This window comes from Paenibacillus sp. GYB006 (assembly GCF_036577645.1).
GTDB lineage: Bacteria > Bacillota > Bacilli > Paenibacillales > Paenibacillaceae > Paenibacillus.
The window spans coordinates 79,396-94,515 of sequence record NZ_JARBDA010000010.1; the positions used below are offsets into that span (position 1 = coordinate 79,396).

A 15,120-nucleotide genomic window follows, 5' to 3' on the forward strand; every position below is an offset into this window, starting at 1 on the left:
ACAAAAAGTTTAGTTTGCGTGTTAAGGAACTAATTAAGAATAATAAAGAATTATTCATATCCGCCTTGTAAATAGTTATAAAAAGGTACATCGACCCACAGTTTATAACTAGATATATCGGCATCAGGTGCGCGTTTTTTTAGTGCATCGGATACTTTTTTTGCATTTTCTTCTAAAGTAAACGATTGAGCATAGTAATTTCCTTTTGCTATTTTGTTATTTACGATGACTTCATAGTTCGAAAGGGCTGTTGGTGAGTAGTACAGCGGCTGCCACCAAGAACCATATAAATGATCTTTCTGTTCATCGCTATTTTTCTTAGCATAAGCAAGTACTATATTATTAAATCGGTTTTTATCATCTATATTGTTAAATTCTAGTACAAGATCGTATTCTTTCGCATAAGCAATGTAATTCCCATTTGCTATTTGCTCTACTTTATAATTGTCAGTCTCCTTCGGCTCGCCCCACTCTTTTAAATAGATGAATGCCGATGTTTTCGGCTCAAGCTGGATGTCGGTCTGAATTCCTTCACTCCGTAATAGTCCGATTAACTGCTTCGCATGTTTAACGTCATCATGACCATACGTAAGTTTTAATGAATCTATAAAATTAGAGTTATATCTAGTATCTTTCAGGTTGTATCCGGTAATTTCATTGTTCTCCAGTGCTTCATTTACGATTGCACGAAGATCGGGGGCTGCAATCAAATCAGAAGTGTTATAAGCATCACTAAGCTTGGAATAGATGTCTGCATCGCTGGTTTTACCAATACTATGTTTATAATTACCGTTTAGCTCCAGCACTTGTCCGAGTAAAGCGGCTGCATATTCGCTTGAGACTTGTTTGGCAGTTACGGTTTCCTTATATAAGGAAGAGGGGAGAAGACCTGTATCCACCGCAGCAGCAATCTCGGAACCGGCTTTGCCCTGAATACGAGAAGGTGAAAAACCTAGTTTCTTAAGAGATGCTTCTACTTTAGCTGATGGATAAGTATAGCTGAGTTCCTGGATTTCAGCTGCTTTCACTGCAATGTACAGTGCTGCGAGTGGAGTGAGTTTTGCATCCCCATGAACTGTGTTTGTTGTGATGATGCCTGCCTTGTAGAGTTTGGCGGCTGACGGATAGAGTGGATCAGAGGAATCTATATCTGTAAAAACAGGATCGTCACTCTCTACATGGATAGGAAGAACTTTTGCGACCGCTTCGATAAAGTCACCTTTTGTTGGCTTCGCTTCAAACACAATCCCGTACTTGTTACTGAGAAATTGCACGTATCCTTCGATCGTGTCCGCTCCAGCGTACTGACTTACCGTAGACATAGATGCTGCTTCGGTGACTGGATGGGAAGCAAAAAACGAGGTGGAAGGAAGAACAGATAGAGCTACACTTGCTGCAACGACTGTTTTTAATAAAACTTTTTTCATAAGACCACTCCTCAAGATCATTTGAATACGTTATAATCCTACTAAACCTACCATTTATGTATGTTTAATGTTCTAAATTTAGGGATCATCTTACCATTAGGCTTAAAAGAGTGTCAATCAAACATTCGCATTATATTGATTACAATTAGCGACAAACCATACATTTTACCTTTACATATAGCAAAATCCGAAAGATTAATTGACACACATCGACAATGTTCGTATTATTGAACTATGAAAATAGGAAAAGGGGATTAGGTCACTATGAAAAGAGCTCTTTCGTTTGTGTTGATTATTTCAATGCTTTCCATTTTATTAGCTGCCTGCGGCAGTGATAGCAGTGGAAAAGATGGGTCTGAAGGCGCATCCGCTTCCAAGCAAGAGTCTAAAAAAGCAGTTCTTGTACTTCCTGAGAAAATTGGTGTCAATCCTTTCTTCGTGCAGATGGATGAAGGGTTCAAAAAAGCAGGGGAAGAGTTCGGAATTGAAGTAAAGACGATCGAATCGACAGACCCGGCAGCATTTGAACAGAATCTTCGTGCAGCTGTAGCAGAGAATTATGATCTAATCATGACGGCTACCTTCCAAGCGGAGGATGCTCTTACTAAAGTGGCCACTGAAAATCCAGGCAAGTCTTTTGCTATCGTAGATACGGTTATTGATCTGCCTAATGTTCGAAGTGTTGGATTTAAAGAATATGAAGGTGCCTACCTACTTGGGGCAGCAGCGGGCCTCGCAACCAAAACAGATATTGTCGGCATGATTGCCGCTCAAGATATTCCTTTGATTAAGAAGTACACCGAAGGATTTAGAGAAGGACTTGCTTCCGTTAACCCGGATGCCAAATTCCTGATTAACTATGCAGGTGGATTTGATGATGTTGCCAAAGCAAAAGAACTGGCGATCGTTCAAGCTGATCAAGGAGCTGACTTTATTGCTGGGGCTTCTGCAGTAGGTGATCTTGGTGTATTTGAAGCAGCGAAAGAAAAAGGTTTCTATACTTCCGGTCAAGATACAGATCGTACGGTAGAAGATCCAGAACATATTGTTCTTTCACAGCTTAAATCGACAGACTCTATTGCTTATGAAGAGTTGAAGGCTTTTGCAAATGGTTCGTTTGAGTTCGGCTATGTTAGTTATGGTCTGAAAGAAGACGGCGTGGGACTTACTTTTGTAACTAGAGATAGTGAATCCCCGCTTAGTCCATTCATTGGACAAGAAGTGGTTGATAAAGTGAAAGCAATCAGAGATCAGATTGTATCTGGTGAGATCGTAGTGACGGATCCGCTTCAAAGTAACTAAGTAATACATTTCTTTTTAAAGCAAAATGGAAGAAGAATTTACTACAGCTATGTTAGAGCTCGGAATGATTGTTAGTTCTTCAAGATTTGGCCGGCTGCCCAACACAGGTAGTCGGTTTTTTCTTCATTAAGAGGAGAAGGGGGAAGGATACGCGTGCTGCTAGAAATGAGCGGGATTACAAAAAAGTATGGAACACTTACGGCGAATAAAGAAGTGAACTTTGATTTAAAAGAAGGCGAGGTTCATGCCCTTGTAGGGGAGAATGGTGCAGGGAAAACGACACTGATGCGCATTCTCTACGGGATGGAAGAACCGACCTCGGGCAGCATACGGGTAAACGGCAAGGAAGTGAGCTTTACAACGCCATCACACGCGATTGCTCATGGAATCGGCATGGTCCATCAACATTTCATGTTGTTTCCGTCTTTTACGATTGCTGAGAACATAGTGATTGGCCGTGAACCATCCAAAAGCGGTGTTGTCTTTGATCGAAATGAGGCCGCCAAAATTGTCATAGAACTCGGTGAAAAGTACGGAATGCCGGTTGATCCCTGGAAAAAAACAGGTGAGTGTTCGCTTGGTATGCAGCAGCGCGTTGAAATTCTGAAGGTACTGTACCAAGGGGCAGACATTATTATTCTGGATGAACCTTCTGCCGTACTAACTCCGCTCGAAGTAAAAGAACTTCTCATTAACGTTCGTGCTCTAACGAAGCTCGGCAAAAGTTTTATCCTTATTACGCATAAATTGCAGGAAGTCATGGAAGTGTCTGATCGCATCACGGTACTTCGAGATGGGGTCGCGACGGGAACACTTGAGGCAAAAAACACAGATGTTGAGCAGCTATCAAGACTTATGGTAGGCAGAGAACTGGTGCGAATGGAGAAAAAGCCTTTTCAGCCTGGGGATGCTGTGCTTGAAATCGAAGGAGTATCGATGAAGGGATCCAAAGAGCAAACATCGCTCCGAGATATTAACCTCACGGTTCACGCAGGCGAAGTCATTGGAGTTGCAGGGATTTCGGGGAACGGACAATCGGAATTGATTCAAGCCATTGCCGGGCTTAGACCGGTCAGTGAAGGATCGATCCGCTTGTCAGGTCAGGATATTACCGGGCTGTCTGTTCGCAAAATTAGGGAGACAGGTCTTGCCCATATACCGGAAGACCGCTATATGTGGGGAGCTGCAAAAGATGCGACCGTTCTTGAGAATGGAATGATGGGTCACCATCATACTCTGCAGAACAAAGGGGTTATCTCCTCTCGTAAGGTACGCAAGAAAGTAGAGGAATGGATTCAGCGCTTTGGAGTAAAGACAGGTTCTGTCGAGACAAAAGCACAGTATCTCTCCGGCGGAAACCTGCAAAAGTTGATTGCTGCCCGCGAGTTTGCTCATGAAGCTCCTTTTCTCATTGCTGCTGAACCGACGCGCGGCGTTGATATTGGGGCAATGGAGACGATTCATAAAGAACTGCTCCATCAGCGAGATCAAGGTGCCGCGATCTTACTTGTATCTTCTGAATTGTCAGAGATATTGCAACTCTCGGACCGGGTTGTTGTCATGTATGAAGGAGAAATCGCAGGAGAACTTATGGCAGAGAATGCGACCGAAGAGAGCATCAGTTTACTGATGGCAGGGGGGAAACAACAGGCATGAGCATGTTGAAGAATCATTTGAAAAGTTTAATCCAGCCGCTGCTTGCTGTAGTGATCGGCCTGCTTGCAGGAGCGATAGCGATCTTGGTTGTCGGCGGCAATGTATTTGAGACATACGGGGAGATGTGGAAGGGCGCCTTTGGCAGTTTCTACTTCTTCACTAATACACTGTCACGAGCCACGCCAATTATTCTGATCGGGCTTGGGGTTGCTCTTGCTTTTAAAGCCGGATTTTTTAACATGGGGGCTGAAGGGCAAATGCTGCTAGGGGCTTTAGCTTCCGCAATTACTGCGCTCTACCTGCCAGGACCCGGCTGGTTTGTCACGATTGTCTCCATTCTTGCCGGTGCGATTGTCGGCGGTATCTGGTCTCTTTTTGCCGGCTGGCTGGATGCCAAATTTGGTATGAATTTATTGATTACTACGCTGTTGCTCAATTACATAGCTGCTTTATTTGCGGGATATATGGTTGCGTATCCGCTTAAGGATACAACGGGATCGGCGGCAATGGCACAGACACCGATGGTTGATCCAAGTGTATGGCTGCCTAAACTGTTCCAAGGCATGGGTCTTCATGCCGGATTTATTATCGCAATCATTGCTGCCGTAGTCATTTACTTTTTTATGCAAAAAACAGTACCAGGATACGAGATTCGAATGCTCGGAAGCAATCCTTCCTTTGCTGCTTTTGGCGGAGTGAAAAGAGTGCGAATGATGATGCTTTCGATGATTGTCAGCGGAGCGCTGGCTGGAATTGCAGGAGCAGGAGAAGTGCTGGGTACCCAGTACCGGTATATTGATGGTTCACTGAGCAGTGCGAATTATGCATGGAGCGGAATTATGGCTACCCTGCTCGCTGGATCGCATCCGCTTGGTACGGCTTTCTCAGCTTTTCTGCTGTCTGCTCTTCAGACCGGGTCTATGGGTGTGGAACGCAATACCGAGGTGCCACTGGAAGTAGGTAGTGTAATTCAAGCTGTGCTGACTCTTTTCGTATCCGCAAAAATCGGCTATCGCTTCCTAAAACGAAGAAAGGGGAACAAAACAAATGGAACAGCTTCTTGATGCAGCCTTATTTAATGCGACTCTTCGTATGATTACACCCATTTTGCTTGCTGCGCTCGGAGGGGCATTATGTTCCCGTGTTGGTTTATTTAATGTAGGTCTGGAAGGATTAGTCCTTATTGGAGCCTTTTCTTCTATTGTAGGTAACTATTTATTTCATAACGTGGTGATTGCCATTATTTTTGCAATTCTCATTGTCTCGTTCTTCTCGCTTGTTTTTGCTTTTGTCAGTATTAATCTAAAGGCTAATGAAATTGTGGTCGGTTTATCCATTAACTTTCTGGCAGCGGGACTTACGACATTCTCGTTACGTGCTATTTTTGATGTGAAGGGTGCTTATTACGATAAGGATATGATCGGATTACCGAAATGGGATATCCCATTCATTCAAGATATTCCATGGATCGGGGATGTGATCTCTGGTCATTCACCGCTTGTCTATCTGGCATATATTCTCGTATTCGTGCTTCATTTCTATCTATTTAAAACAGTATCTGGTTTTCGGCTCCGTTCTGTTGGGGAGAATCCAGTAGCTGCACAAAGTCTTGGTATTCCCGTTCGCCGTACGCAATACCTTGCTGTACTGATGTGCGGCATACTCTGTGCGCTTGCCGGTGCACAGTTGTCGCTTGGACAAGTGACGATGTTTACAGAAGGAATGACAGCAGGACGCGGATTCATCGCACTTGTTGCTACAATGCTCGGTCAGTCCAGTCCAATTCTTGTAATGGCATCGAGTATATTGTTTGGTTTTATGGAGGCACTGGGGATTCGTCTGCAAGGTTTCTCACTTCCATCCCATTTCACCAATATGCTTCCTTATATTATTACACTTGCCGCGATGTTCTTCTTCAAGGATAAGACATATGCACAGGATGCACAGAAAGCGGGCGGAAGCTCAAGGTAACAAATACAGGCGCACAGGAAGGGGCTGTACTATATGAAAAGTAAAGCAGAGCGACTAAAAGGAACAAAGTCACCAAAGATAAATATTGATGAATCTTTAGCACATCGTCTGCCGCCAGGACAGGTGTTGACTGAGAAATTCCCCATACTGCATGAAGGTGAAGTCCCGGAGTATGATATGAGCACGTGGGATCTGCGCGTCTATGGAGAAGTAGAGGAAGAAGTAACCTTTTCCTACGAAGATCTTCTACAGTTTCCAATGACAAATACGGTGAGTGATATACACTGTGTTACTCGCTGGTCTAAATTTGATACGGCCTGGGAGGGTATTCGGTTTACTGACTTTATGAAGCATTTCAAGATTAAACCGGAAGCAAAATACGTTATGATTCACGCAGATCAAGATTACGAGACGAATCTGCCGATTGAAGCACTGCTGCGGGATGATGTGCTGCTCGCTTTTAAATATGATGGCAAAGATTTAACGCCCAAGCATGGCTGGCCGCTGCGCCTGGTGGTTCCTGAGTTTTACTTTTGGAAAAGTGCCAAGTGGATTCGCGGCTTTGAGTTTATGACAGAAGATCGTCATGGATTCTGGGAACGGAACGGATTTCATAATACAGCTGATCCATTTCAGGAACAGCGTTTCTCAGATGAGGAACTGCCGATTCCAGAAGATGAGTGGATGAAGAAGGAGTTTGATTAATATGTTACTGCCCATTTTACAGATTCATTCGGAAGATATGCCGCCTTATGCGGTCGTATGTGGAGATCCATTCCGTGCAGAGAAAATTGCGGGTAAGCTGACGGGAGCAAGAGAACTTGCATTCAGCCGGGAATACCGTACATTTGTGGGGGAGTATGAAGGCGTTCCTATCGCTGTGGTAAGTCATGGAGTGGGCTGCCCAGGTGCAGCGGTTTGTTTTGAAGAACTGATCCGCGCCGGAGTGACAACCCTGATTCGAGTAGGAACGGCGGGTTCTTATACTGCAGATGTACCTGCAGGCAGCCTTGTGGTAAGTACAGCGGCGATTCGTACGGATGGTCTTACAAGACAGCTCGTACCGGATGGATTCCCTGCGGTGGCAGATCATGAAGTGACACATGCTTTGTATAGCGCTGCTACTGCTATGCAAGGTGTGGTTCGAAAAGGGATGACTGTAACCGTGGATGCTTTCTTTAACGGAGTTGAGGAAATTCAGCATAAGAAATTTAAACAGGCAGGTGCGCTTGGTGCAGAGATGGAAATAGCCGCCCTGTTTGTTATCAGTTCTCTTCGGGGTGCGCGAGCGGGAGCGATTGTAGCGATTGACGGCTTTGCCGATCAGGACCTTGCAGCAGAGTATGATCCGCATACGAATGTGGTGAGTGATGCAGTAGAGCGTGAGATGGAAGCCGCGCTGAAAGCGATGGTAAGTCTTGCACAGAAAGATACGGAAGCATTGTAGCTGATAAAAAAATGGGTGTCGATATTGGATCGGCGCCCATTTTTTGTTGTAACGGCATATGATCCTTGTCAATTTGTTTGGAAATTGTCTCATTCCTAAAGAAGCTACTCTTTAGGAGGAGGAGTTGTATGATCTACTTTGTAATCTAGATAAGCACCTGAACCTTTTATTATCGTTGTATCTGCCAAGCGAACGTCAAACTCCCAATGTAAAAGTTGATTTTCCGGTGTCATGGTCATCGTAGCTGGATGTAATTTCGTATCTAATTTGTGCTGAATCGTTAACGATGAAGTGATTTGAATGGTCAGCAACATGATGATGACAATGAGAGGCATTATATAATATGTAAATGATAATTTCGATAAATAAAGAATGAAGCCAAGTAATAATACGAATATTATAATAGCTTCCATACTTTCAGGAATCACATCTAGCTCCATTTCATCGCTAGTAATCGGATATAATATGTTAATTCCGTTTCCTAAATAATCAATAAGATGGTGACTTAGAAAAACCGTTAACATACTGATCCATAACCCTTTTAGCAGGTTAATTCTTAACAAAGAGTATAAGAGCAAAGCAAATAGTAATCCTATCAAAGGTATCAAGATGATGCTGTGTAGCCATAGATCGCCAAAGAATTTGGTTACATCAGGGGTGATTCCAATGATGCCTCCCGACAGGATAATAATTACTTTTTCTCTGTTATTCGTAGGTTTAAAAAAGAGGGTATAGAGATAAGCCCCTATAATGATATGCATGAAAGTATGAATGATCATATAAGTACCTCACATTAGATTTTTATATAGATAAGCAGCGTGTGAAACTCGTAATTTTTATAAATATAGAATAATTTCTATTATATGTAAATAGATAGATAGATCTTCATATAATCCGATTCGCCATTGACATACCCCATAGGGGTATATTATACTGTGTTCAGAGAGACGAAGGAGGTCATGGGAATGGAAGAGTCCAAGGTAGACCATACTCCCAGTGAGGAACTAACGAATAAAACGGTGGATTGTTGTTCGCCACAAGGAGCTCTTGCAGTCAGCGCATGTCATGATGCTCATTCGCCTCAAGGCAACGACGGACCAAGACATAGTCATCACTCGGATGAGATGAAGAACATTCTCACTTCACGCCTCAACCGAATTGAAGGACAGGTTCGAGGAATTAAGGGTATGATCGAACGCGATACGTATTGTGACGATGTACTTACGCAGATTGCAGCGGTACAATCTGCGCTGAATGGCGTTGGAAAGCTTTTACTCGAAGGTCATATGAAGAGCTGCGTTATCGAACGCATCCAGGCTGGAGACTCCGAAGTGATTGATGAACTGCTGGTTACGGTTAAGAAGTTAATGAAGTAATGTATTGCGATTTATAATCTGTTTTTAGTCTAATGTAGAGCTCTACACCAACCTTAAGGAGGAAAACATAATGAGTAACGTAACATTGAATGTAAAAGGAATGTCTTGTGGTCACTGTGTAAAAGCAGTAGAAGGTGCTCTTGAAAGTGTTGGCGCGAAAGGGAATGTGGATCTTGATGCAGGTAAGGTAAGTATCGAATACGACGAGCAAAAAGTGACAGTAGATCAAATGAAACAAGCGATTGAAGATCAAGGGTATGACGTAGTTTAATTGACTTCCAAAATGAACATAGTAAAGGAACGCTCAGGTATCTAACGTTGATCGTTTCTGCTCTATTTTTATTATTATGTAGAGAGCAGTCAGACATAGGCTGCTTTTTTTACCTCATGTATATACCCCTCGGGGGTATAAAGGAGATGAAATGTAATGAATGAACTAACGCAAGAGAATAGTATAAATAACAAAAAAACAAAACTGAATATAACAGGGATGACTTGTGCTGCTTGTGCGACCCGAATCGAGAAAGGGTTATCGCGCATGGAAGGGGTTAAGGAAGCGAATGTGAATCTGGCGCTGGAGCAGGCATCAGTTACATATGACCCAGCGGCAGTTGGTGTAAATGATCTGAAGAATAAAATCGATTCCCTAGGATACGGAACTGCTGTCGAGAGTGTGGATCTAAACATCACGGGAATGACCTGTGCCGCCTGTGCCACTCGGATTGAAAAAGGCCTTAGCCGAATGCCTGGGGTTACAAAGGCGAACGTCAATTTAGCGCTGGAAACAGCCCATATTGAATATGCTTCCGGTACAGCAAGCTCTTCTGATTTTGTCAAAAAGGTGGAGCAGCTAGGCTATGGCGCTCTTCCGCAGCAAGCGAAGGAAGATATAGCAGATCTTCGTCAGAAAGAGCTGGAGCGTAAAAAATGGAAGTGGATCATTTCCGCAATTCTATCCATCCCATTATTGTGGGCCATGGTAGGTCATTTCTCGTTCACCTCATGGATATATGTACCTGATCTGTTCATGAATCCTTGGTTCCAGTGGATTCTTGCAACGCCAATCCAGTTTGTGATTGGGTGGCAATTTTATAGAGGTGCCTATGGTGCTCTTCGCAACAAGAGTGCAAACATGGACGTTCTTGTCGCTCTCGGAACCTCGGCAGCGTACTTCTACAGCCTTTATTTGAGCATTGTGTGGACAATAGAGGGCGGACATCATGGTGCTGAGCTGTACTATGAGACAAGTGCAATCCTCATTACGCTCGTTCTCGTCGGAAAATGGTTCGAGAGTGTTGCAAAAGGCCGTTCATCTCAGGCCATCCGCAGTTTGATGGAACTAGCGCCAAGAACAGCACTTGTCATACGTGACGGAGAAGAGAAGACGATTCCAGCATCAGAGGTGGTTACGGGCGATTTATTTATCGTTAAACCCGGGGAGAAGTTCCCAGTTGATGGAGTCGTTGAGAAAGGTTCCTCTTCTGTAGATGAATCGATGCTCAGCGGGGAGAGTCTTCCAGTTGATAAGAAACCAGGGGACAATGTATCTGGGGCTACCATTAACAAAAACGGTGCTCTCACTGTTCGGGCAACAAAAGTCGGGTCCGATACAGCCCTTGCCCAAATTATTAAAGTAGTGGAAGAAGCGCAAGGCTCAAAGGCACCAATTCAACGGATTGCTGACCTTATTTCCGGTATTTTTGTACCGATTGTTGTGGGGATAGCGGTGCTAACCTTTGCGGTTTGGTTCTTCTTCGTTGAACAAGGGCAATTTGCAAATGCTCTCGAAAAAGCCATTGCCGTACTCGTTATTGCTTGTCCGTGTGCGCTTGGTCTGGCAACGCCAACTTCTATTATGGCCGGTTCAGGCAGAGCGGCTGAATATGGGATTTTGTTTAAAGGTGGAGAACATCTAGAGCATGCACAAGAAATAGAGATTGTTGTGCTCGACAAAACAGGAACGGTAACGGAAGGAAAACCGCAATTAACAGATGTTATTACTCGCGATGATCTAGCGGAAGAGGAACTGCTATCTCTTGTTGCCGCTGCCGAGAACGCTTCGGAACATCCGCTAGCACAGGCCATCGTGCAGGGAATTGGGGCTAGAGGTATTCGTTTTCCGGAAGCGGAGCATTTTGAGAATATTCCTGGATACGGGGTAAAAGCTAAGGTTAATGGTAAAGAGTTGCTTATCGGGACACGCCGATTATTAGAACAGCATCAAGTTGATAGTAAGATGGCAGACCAAGGTATGCAGCAACTAGAGGAAAAAGGAAAAACAGCAATGCTGGTATCTATCGATGGTAAATGGGCAGGAACCATTGCTGTCGCTGATACGATTAAACCAACTTCCCGTGCTGCTGTGCAGCGTCTAAAAGAAATGGGTATTGAAGTGGTTATGATGACAGGTGATAACAAGCGGACTGCAGAAGCGGTTGCTAAGGAAGCGGGTATTGATCATGTACTGGCTGAAGTACTTCCGGAAGGCAAAGCCGAAGAAGTAAAAAAACTTCAGCAGACGGGTAAAAAAGTAGCGATGGCGGGTGACGGCATCAATGATGCACCTGCCCTTGTTACGGCAGATACAGGTATGGCGATGGGAACAGGAACTGATGTAGCGATGGAAGCAGCGGATGTTACGCTGATGCGCGGTGATCTGAACAGCATCCCTGATGCAATTATGATGAGTCGTCGTACGATGGGGAATATCAAACAAAATCTGTTCTGGGCTCTCGGTTATAACGTCATCGGCATTCCTATTGCCGCGATTGGACTGCTTGCTCCATGGCTTGCGGGAGCGGCAATGGCACTAAGTTCGGTATCGGTTGTACTAAATGCACTGCGGTTACAGCGAGTGAAGCTATAAGCCAGTGGAAAAGCTATAACTGAGTACCGAGGTAGAGGCTTAATGATGATGGAACAGTGAGATTCTTAGGATGTAGAAAAAAGATATCCTGGCTGGCTTTTTGAGCGAGTGCAGGATATCTTTTTTTTGTTATAGAATGGTTGAAATAAGAAGTTTCAACAAGAAAGAACGGAGGAGATCATATGTTATCAGCACAATCCAAATCCTATCTATCTTTTATCCGATCGCTTCCGATCAAGGATCAGTACTCAAAACAAGATTTATTAATTGAAGATTTGTTAATGGCGAGGGAAGGGCAACTGGAAATGTATTATGCTCCCCATAATGAGTACATTAATCAGCACGCGAAGATTGTGATCGTAGGCATTACGCCAGGCTGGACACAGATGGAACGGGCTTATCAAGCGGCTGTACAGGCTTTCCATAGAGGAGAGACAGATGAAGAAGCATGTAAGGCAGCGAAAATAGCTGCCCGGTTCGCTGGATCGATGCGTACAAATATCATCAGCATGCTTGAAGAATTGGAGTTACCCCATTATTTTGATATCGAAAAAGCAAGTGACTTATTTGACGTTAATACTACTCTTTTACATACAACGTCCTTACTGCGATACCCGGTATTTGTCGATAAACAGAACTACAACGGACATTTACCATCATTAACGAACAATGAATTTTTGTATAAAAAAGCAGCTGAATCCTTTCCACAAGAGATAAGCATGCTGGAAGGGTCCCTTATTATTCCGCTAGGGAAATCAGTTGAGAAGGTGCTGCGTCAGCTGGTTCATCAGAACAAAATCCAAGCCGGCAATTATTTATGGGGATTTCCTCATCCTTCGGGTGCAAATGGGCATCGACACAAGCAGTTCGAAACCGCAAAGCCTGAAATGAGACGAACGCTTCGTTATCTTCAAATCAAGTAAAGTACCTCCCATACAGTTTATCCAGACCTACGATACGTAAGTGAGCAAGTGCTGAATAAACATCCGATGAGCAAGTGTGGTTTCTAAACCAGCGGATTGGACCATACTGAATTTTCTTTCCATCTGGTGCTCTTTTAAATGGATTTGAGCTACTTCCCTGTACTTGATTTCTTTTTGTACAATCCATTCTGACAACAAAGCAATTCCAAGACCGGAGACAACTGCTTCTTTCACGCCCTGGCTGCTGCAAAAGGAATAAGTCTGTTTAACACGAAGCCCCTGCTCCGCAATGAACTGATCGCTGAAAGCCCGTGTCCCTGAACCGGATTCCCGCAGCACCCATATTTGGTCTTGAAGCTGCTCAGATTCAATGACTCGTTCTTTTGCCAGCGAATGATCGGAAGGGGCGATCAGAATCATTTGATCTTTCATAAAAGGGGTAACGGCGGTCCATTCCGCAGCACTCACTTTTCCTTCTACCAGGCCAATATCCAAAATACCTTCGCGAATTCCTCGCATAATTTCTTCTGTATTTCGAATCGTTACTTCAATATTGACATGTGGATATTGTTTCGCATAATCCGCAATCATGCCGGGAAGAATATACTCACCAATCGTAAAGCTGGCACCTAGCCGAATCTGACCAGTGACTTCGTGTTGAAGAAGCCGGATGGACTGTTTTGCTCCATCATACAGGTGCATCATTTGTTTTGCGTGCTTATACAGAATTTCTCCTGCTTCTGTTAAGCGGACCTGTTTCGAAGAACGATGAAGCAGCTTAGCTCCCATCTCATTCTCCAAATTACGGATGTGAAGACTGACTCCAGGCTGAGATAGGTTAAGCGATTCGGCTGCTTTAGAGAAGTGACGCAGCTCTGCAACAGTAACGAATACCCGTAAAGTATCTGTAATCATCATTATTCTCCTTTGATAATTGTTTTGCTATGAGACATGAGAGAAGTCGATCGTTCGTTATTTCAATCATAAGTATTTGTAATGATTGGCATAGCATATCGGTATTTCACTCGGGAAACACGATCATCTATAGTAAAGACATGAGAACACGCAGAAGTCATCTAGGTTAAACAAGGAGTGTTTGAAAATGAGCAAATCTATGGCTGCACCCCAAAGAGGGCCGAATAAACAAGGCTTCTTCCTAGGGATTGGTATTACACTTGCTATCGCGCTTGTCGCAAGATTTTTAGCAATGCTTCCTTTTTTAAGTATTATGGGCCAGCTTGTACTTGCGATCTTGCTGGGGATGATCTACAGGGCATTCTTCCCTATTCCTGAGAACGCCTCAGGCGGCATATCATTTTCCAGTAAAAAACTGCTCAGGTACGGGATTATTCTGCTGGGAGTAAGACTTAACTTGGCAGACGTAATTGAAGCGGGACCGAAAGTACTGGCCATTGCCATTATCAATATTATTTTTGCTATCGTGGTGGTCTATGTACTGACGAGAGTCTTCAAAGTGGATCAGAAGCTGGGTATTCTAACGGCTTGCGGAACGGCCATCTGCGGAGCAGCTGCCGTGGTGGCGATCTCTCCACAGTTAAAGGCAAGTGATGAAGATACAGCCATAAGCGCGGCAACGGTCGCAATCCTTGGCACCATTTTCACTTTACTCTATACGCTATTGTACCCTGTACTTGGATTAACTGCATCTGGATACGGCATCTTCTCTGGTGCAACGCTTCACGAAATCGCCCATGTCATTGCAGCAGCAGATCCGGGCGGACAAAGTGCAGTCGATCTGGCGGTTATCGTTAAATTGTCCCGCGTTGCTATGCTTGTTCCGATTGCTATCGTGATTGGGATGTGGAGTGCTCGTAAGGAGCGCATTGAACATGGCGGCAGCGCAAAAATGAGTGTTCGTGATATCCCTATTCCTTGGTTCATTGTTGGTTTCTTGGTTATGAGCGGTATAAACACACTGGGTATTATCCCACCTGCCATGGTTTCTGGTATCATTACGATTTCTTATCTTTTGATTGGTATGGCGATGGCCGGTCTTGGACTCGGTGTTCAGTTTTCTACCTTTAGAAAAAAAGGACTGCCTTCGTTTATTGCAGGCGGTATCGGTTCGATTCTGTTATCCCTTCTTGGTTTTGCACTCGTACATTTATTCGGACTTGCATAAGGTAAAAGA

14 protein-coding genes are annotated in these 15,120 nt (G+C 44.0%); 11 read left to right on the forward strand and 3 right to left on the reverse strand.

Annotated elements, in window-relative coordinates:
- Positions 1-50: 50 nt before the first annotated feature.
- On the reverse strand, positions 51-1,427 hold the full coding sequence (locus PV403_RS18895) for a hypothetical protein (protein WP_332085634.1): 1,377 nt from the start codon (positions 1,425-1,427) through the stop codon (positions 51-53).
- Positions 1,428-1,691: 264 nt separating this feature from the next.
- Between PV403_RS18895 and PV403_RS18900 the strand changes: the two genes are divergently transcribed.
- The 6 genes from PV403_RS18900 to PV403_RS18925 all read left to right on the forward strand — a co-directional run bounded on the left by PV403_RS18900 (position 1,692) and on the right by PV403_RS18925 (position 7,803).
- Positions 1,692-2,729, forward strand: coding sequence for a BMP family lipoprotein (locus PV403_RS18900; protein ID WP_332085635.1), 1,038 nt, complete (start codon positions 1,692-1,694; stop codon positions 2,727-2,729).
- A gap of 153 nt (positions 2,730-2,882) precedes the next feature.
- Positions 2,883-4,385 carry an ABC transporter ATP-binding protein gene (locus PV403_RS18905; protein ID WP_332085636.1) on the forward strand — a complete coding sequence of 501 codons (1,503 nt, stop codon included), beginning with the start codon at positions 2,883-2,885 and terminating at the stop codon, positions 4,383-4,385.
- On the forward strand, positions 4,382-5,449 hold the full coding sequence (locus PV403_RS18910) for an ABC transporter permease (protein ID WP_213533093.1): 1,068 nt from the start codon (positions 4,382-4,384) through the stop codon (positions 5,447-5,449). The genes PV403_RS18905 and PV403_RS18910 overlap by 4 nt, the downstream gene beginning before the upstream one ends.
- Positions 5,433-6,356, forward strand: a complete 924-nt coding sequence (locus tag PV403_RS18915; protein ID WP_332085637.1) for an ABC transporter permease — start codon at positions 5,433-5,435, stop codon at positions 6,354-6,356. Before PV403_RS18910 ends, PV403_RS18915 begins: the two co-directional genes overlap by 17 nt.
- Before the next feature lie 33 nt (positions 6,357-6,389).
- A complete protein-coding gene (locus PV403_RS18920; protein ID WP_332085638.1) occupies positions 6,390-7,061 on the forward strand; it encodes a sulfite oxidase-like oxidoreductase in 672 nt (223 codons plus the stop codon).
- A 1-nt stretch (position 7,062) separates the two neighbouring features.
- Positions 7,063-7,803 carry a nucleoside phosphorylase gene (locus tag PV403_RS18925; protein ID WP_332085639.1) on the forward strand — a complete coding sequence of 247 codons (741 nt, stop codon included), beginning with the start codon at positions 7,063-7,065 and terminating at the stop codon, positions 7,801-7,803.
- Between the two features lie 104 nt (positions 7,804-7,907).
- Here PV403_RS18925 and PV403_RS18930 read toward each other — a convergent pair whose 3' ends face one another.
- Entirely contained in the window at positions 7,908-8,582 is a 675-nt protein-coding gene (locus PV403_RS18930) for a metal-dependent hydrolase (protein ID WP_332085640.1), read from the reverse strand.
- A gap of 186 nt (positions 8,583-8,768) precedes the next feature.
- Between PV403_RS18930 and PV403_RS18935 the strand changes: the two genes are divergently transcribed.
- The 4 genes from PV403_RS18935 to PV403_RS18950 all read left to right on the forward strand — a co-directional run bounded on the left by PV403_RS18935 (position 8,769) and on the right by PV403_RS18950 (position 12,968).
- Positions 8,769-9,179 carry a metal-sensitive transcriptional regulator gene (locus PV403_RS18935; RefSeq protein WP_332085641.1) on the forward strand — a complete coding sequence of 137 codons (411 nt, stop codon included), beginning with the start codon at positions 8,769-8,771 and terminating at the stop codon, positions 9,177-9,179.
- A 70-nt stretch (positions 9,180-9,249) separates the two neighbouring features.
- Entirely contained in the window at positions 9,250-9,450 is a 201-nt protein-coding gene (gene copZ, locus PV403_RS18940; protein WP_191799946.1) for a copper chaperone CopZ, read from the forward strand.
- A gap of 156 nt (positions 9,451-9,606) precedes the next feature.
- Entirely contained in the window at positions 9,607-12,045 is a 2,439-nt protein-coding gene (locus tag PV403_RS18945; protein ID WP_332085642.1) for a heavy metal translocating P-type ATPase, read from the forward strand.
- A gap of 182 nt (positions 12,046-12,227) precedes the next feature.
- Entirely contained in the window at positions 12,228-12,968 is a 741-nt protein-coding gene (locus PV403_RS18950; RefSeq protein WP_332085643.1) for a uracil-DNA glycosylase family protein, read from the forward strand.
- A 27-nt stretch (positions 12,969-12,995) separates the two neighbouring features.
- Here PV403_RS18950 and PV403_RS18955 read toward each other — a convergent pair whose 3' ends face one another.
- Positions 12,996-13,883 (reverse strand): LysR family transcriptional regulator, encoded by an 888-nt coding sequence (locus tag PV403_RS18955; protein ID WP_332085644.1) that lies wholly within the window; start codon positions 13,881-13,883, stop codon positions 12,996-12,998.
- Positions 13,884-14,082: 199 nt separating this feature from the next.
- On the opposite strand from PV403_RS18955, the gene PV403_RS18960 reads away from it, so the two are divergent.
- On the forward strand, positions 14,083-15,111 hold the full coding sequence (locus PV403_RS18960; RefSeq protein WP_225229255.1) for a YeiH family protein: 1,029 nt from the start codon (positions 14,083-14,085) through the stop codon (positions 15,109-15,111).
- Positions 15,112-15,120: the final 9 nt, after the last annotated feature.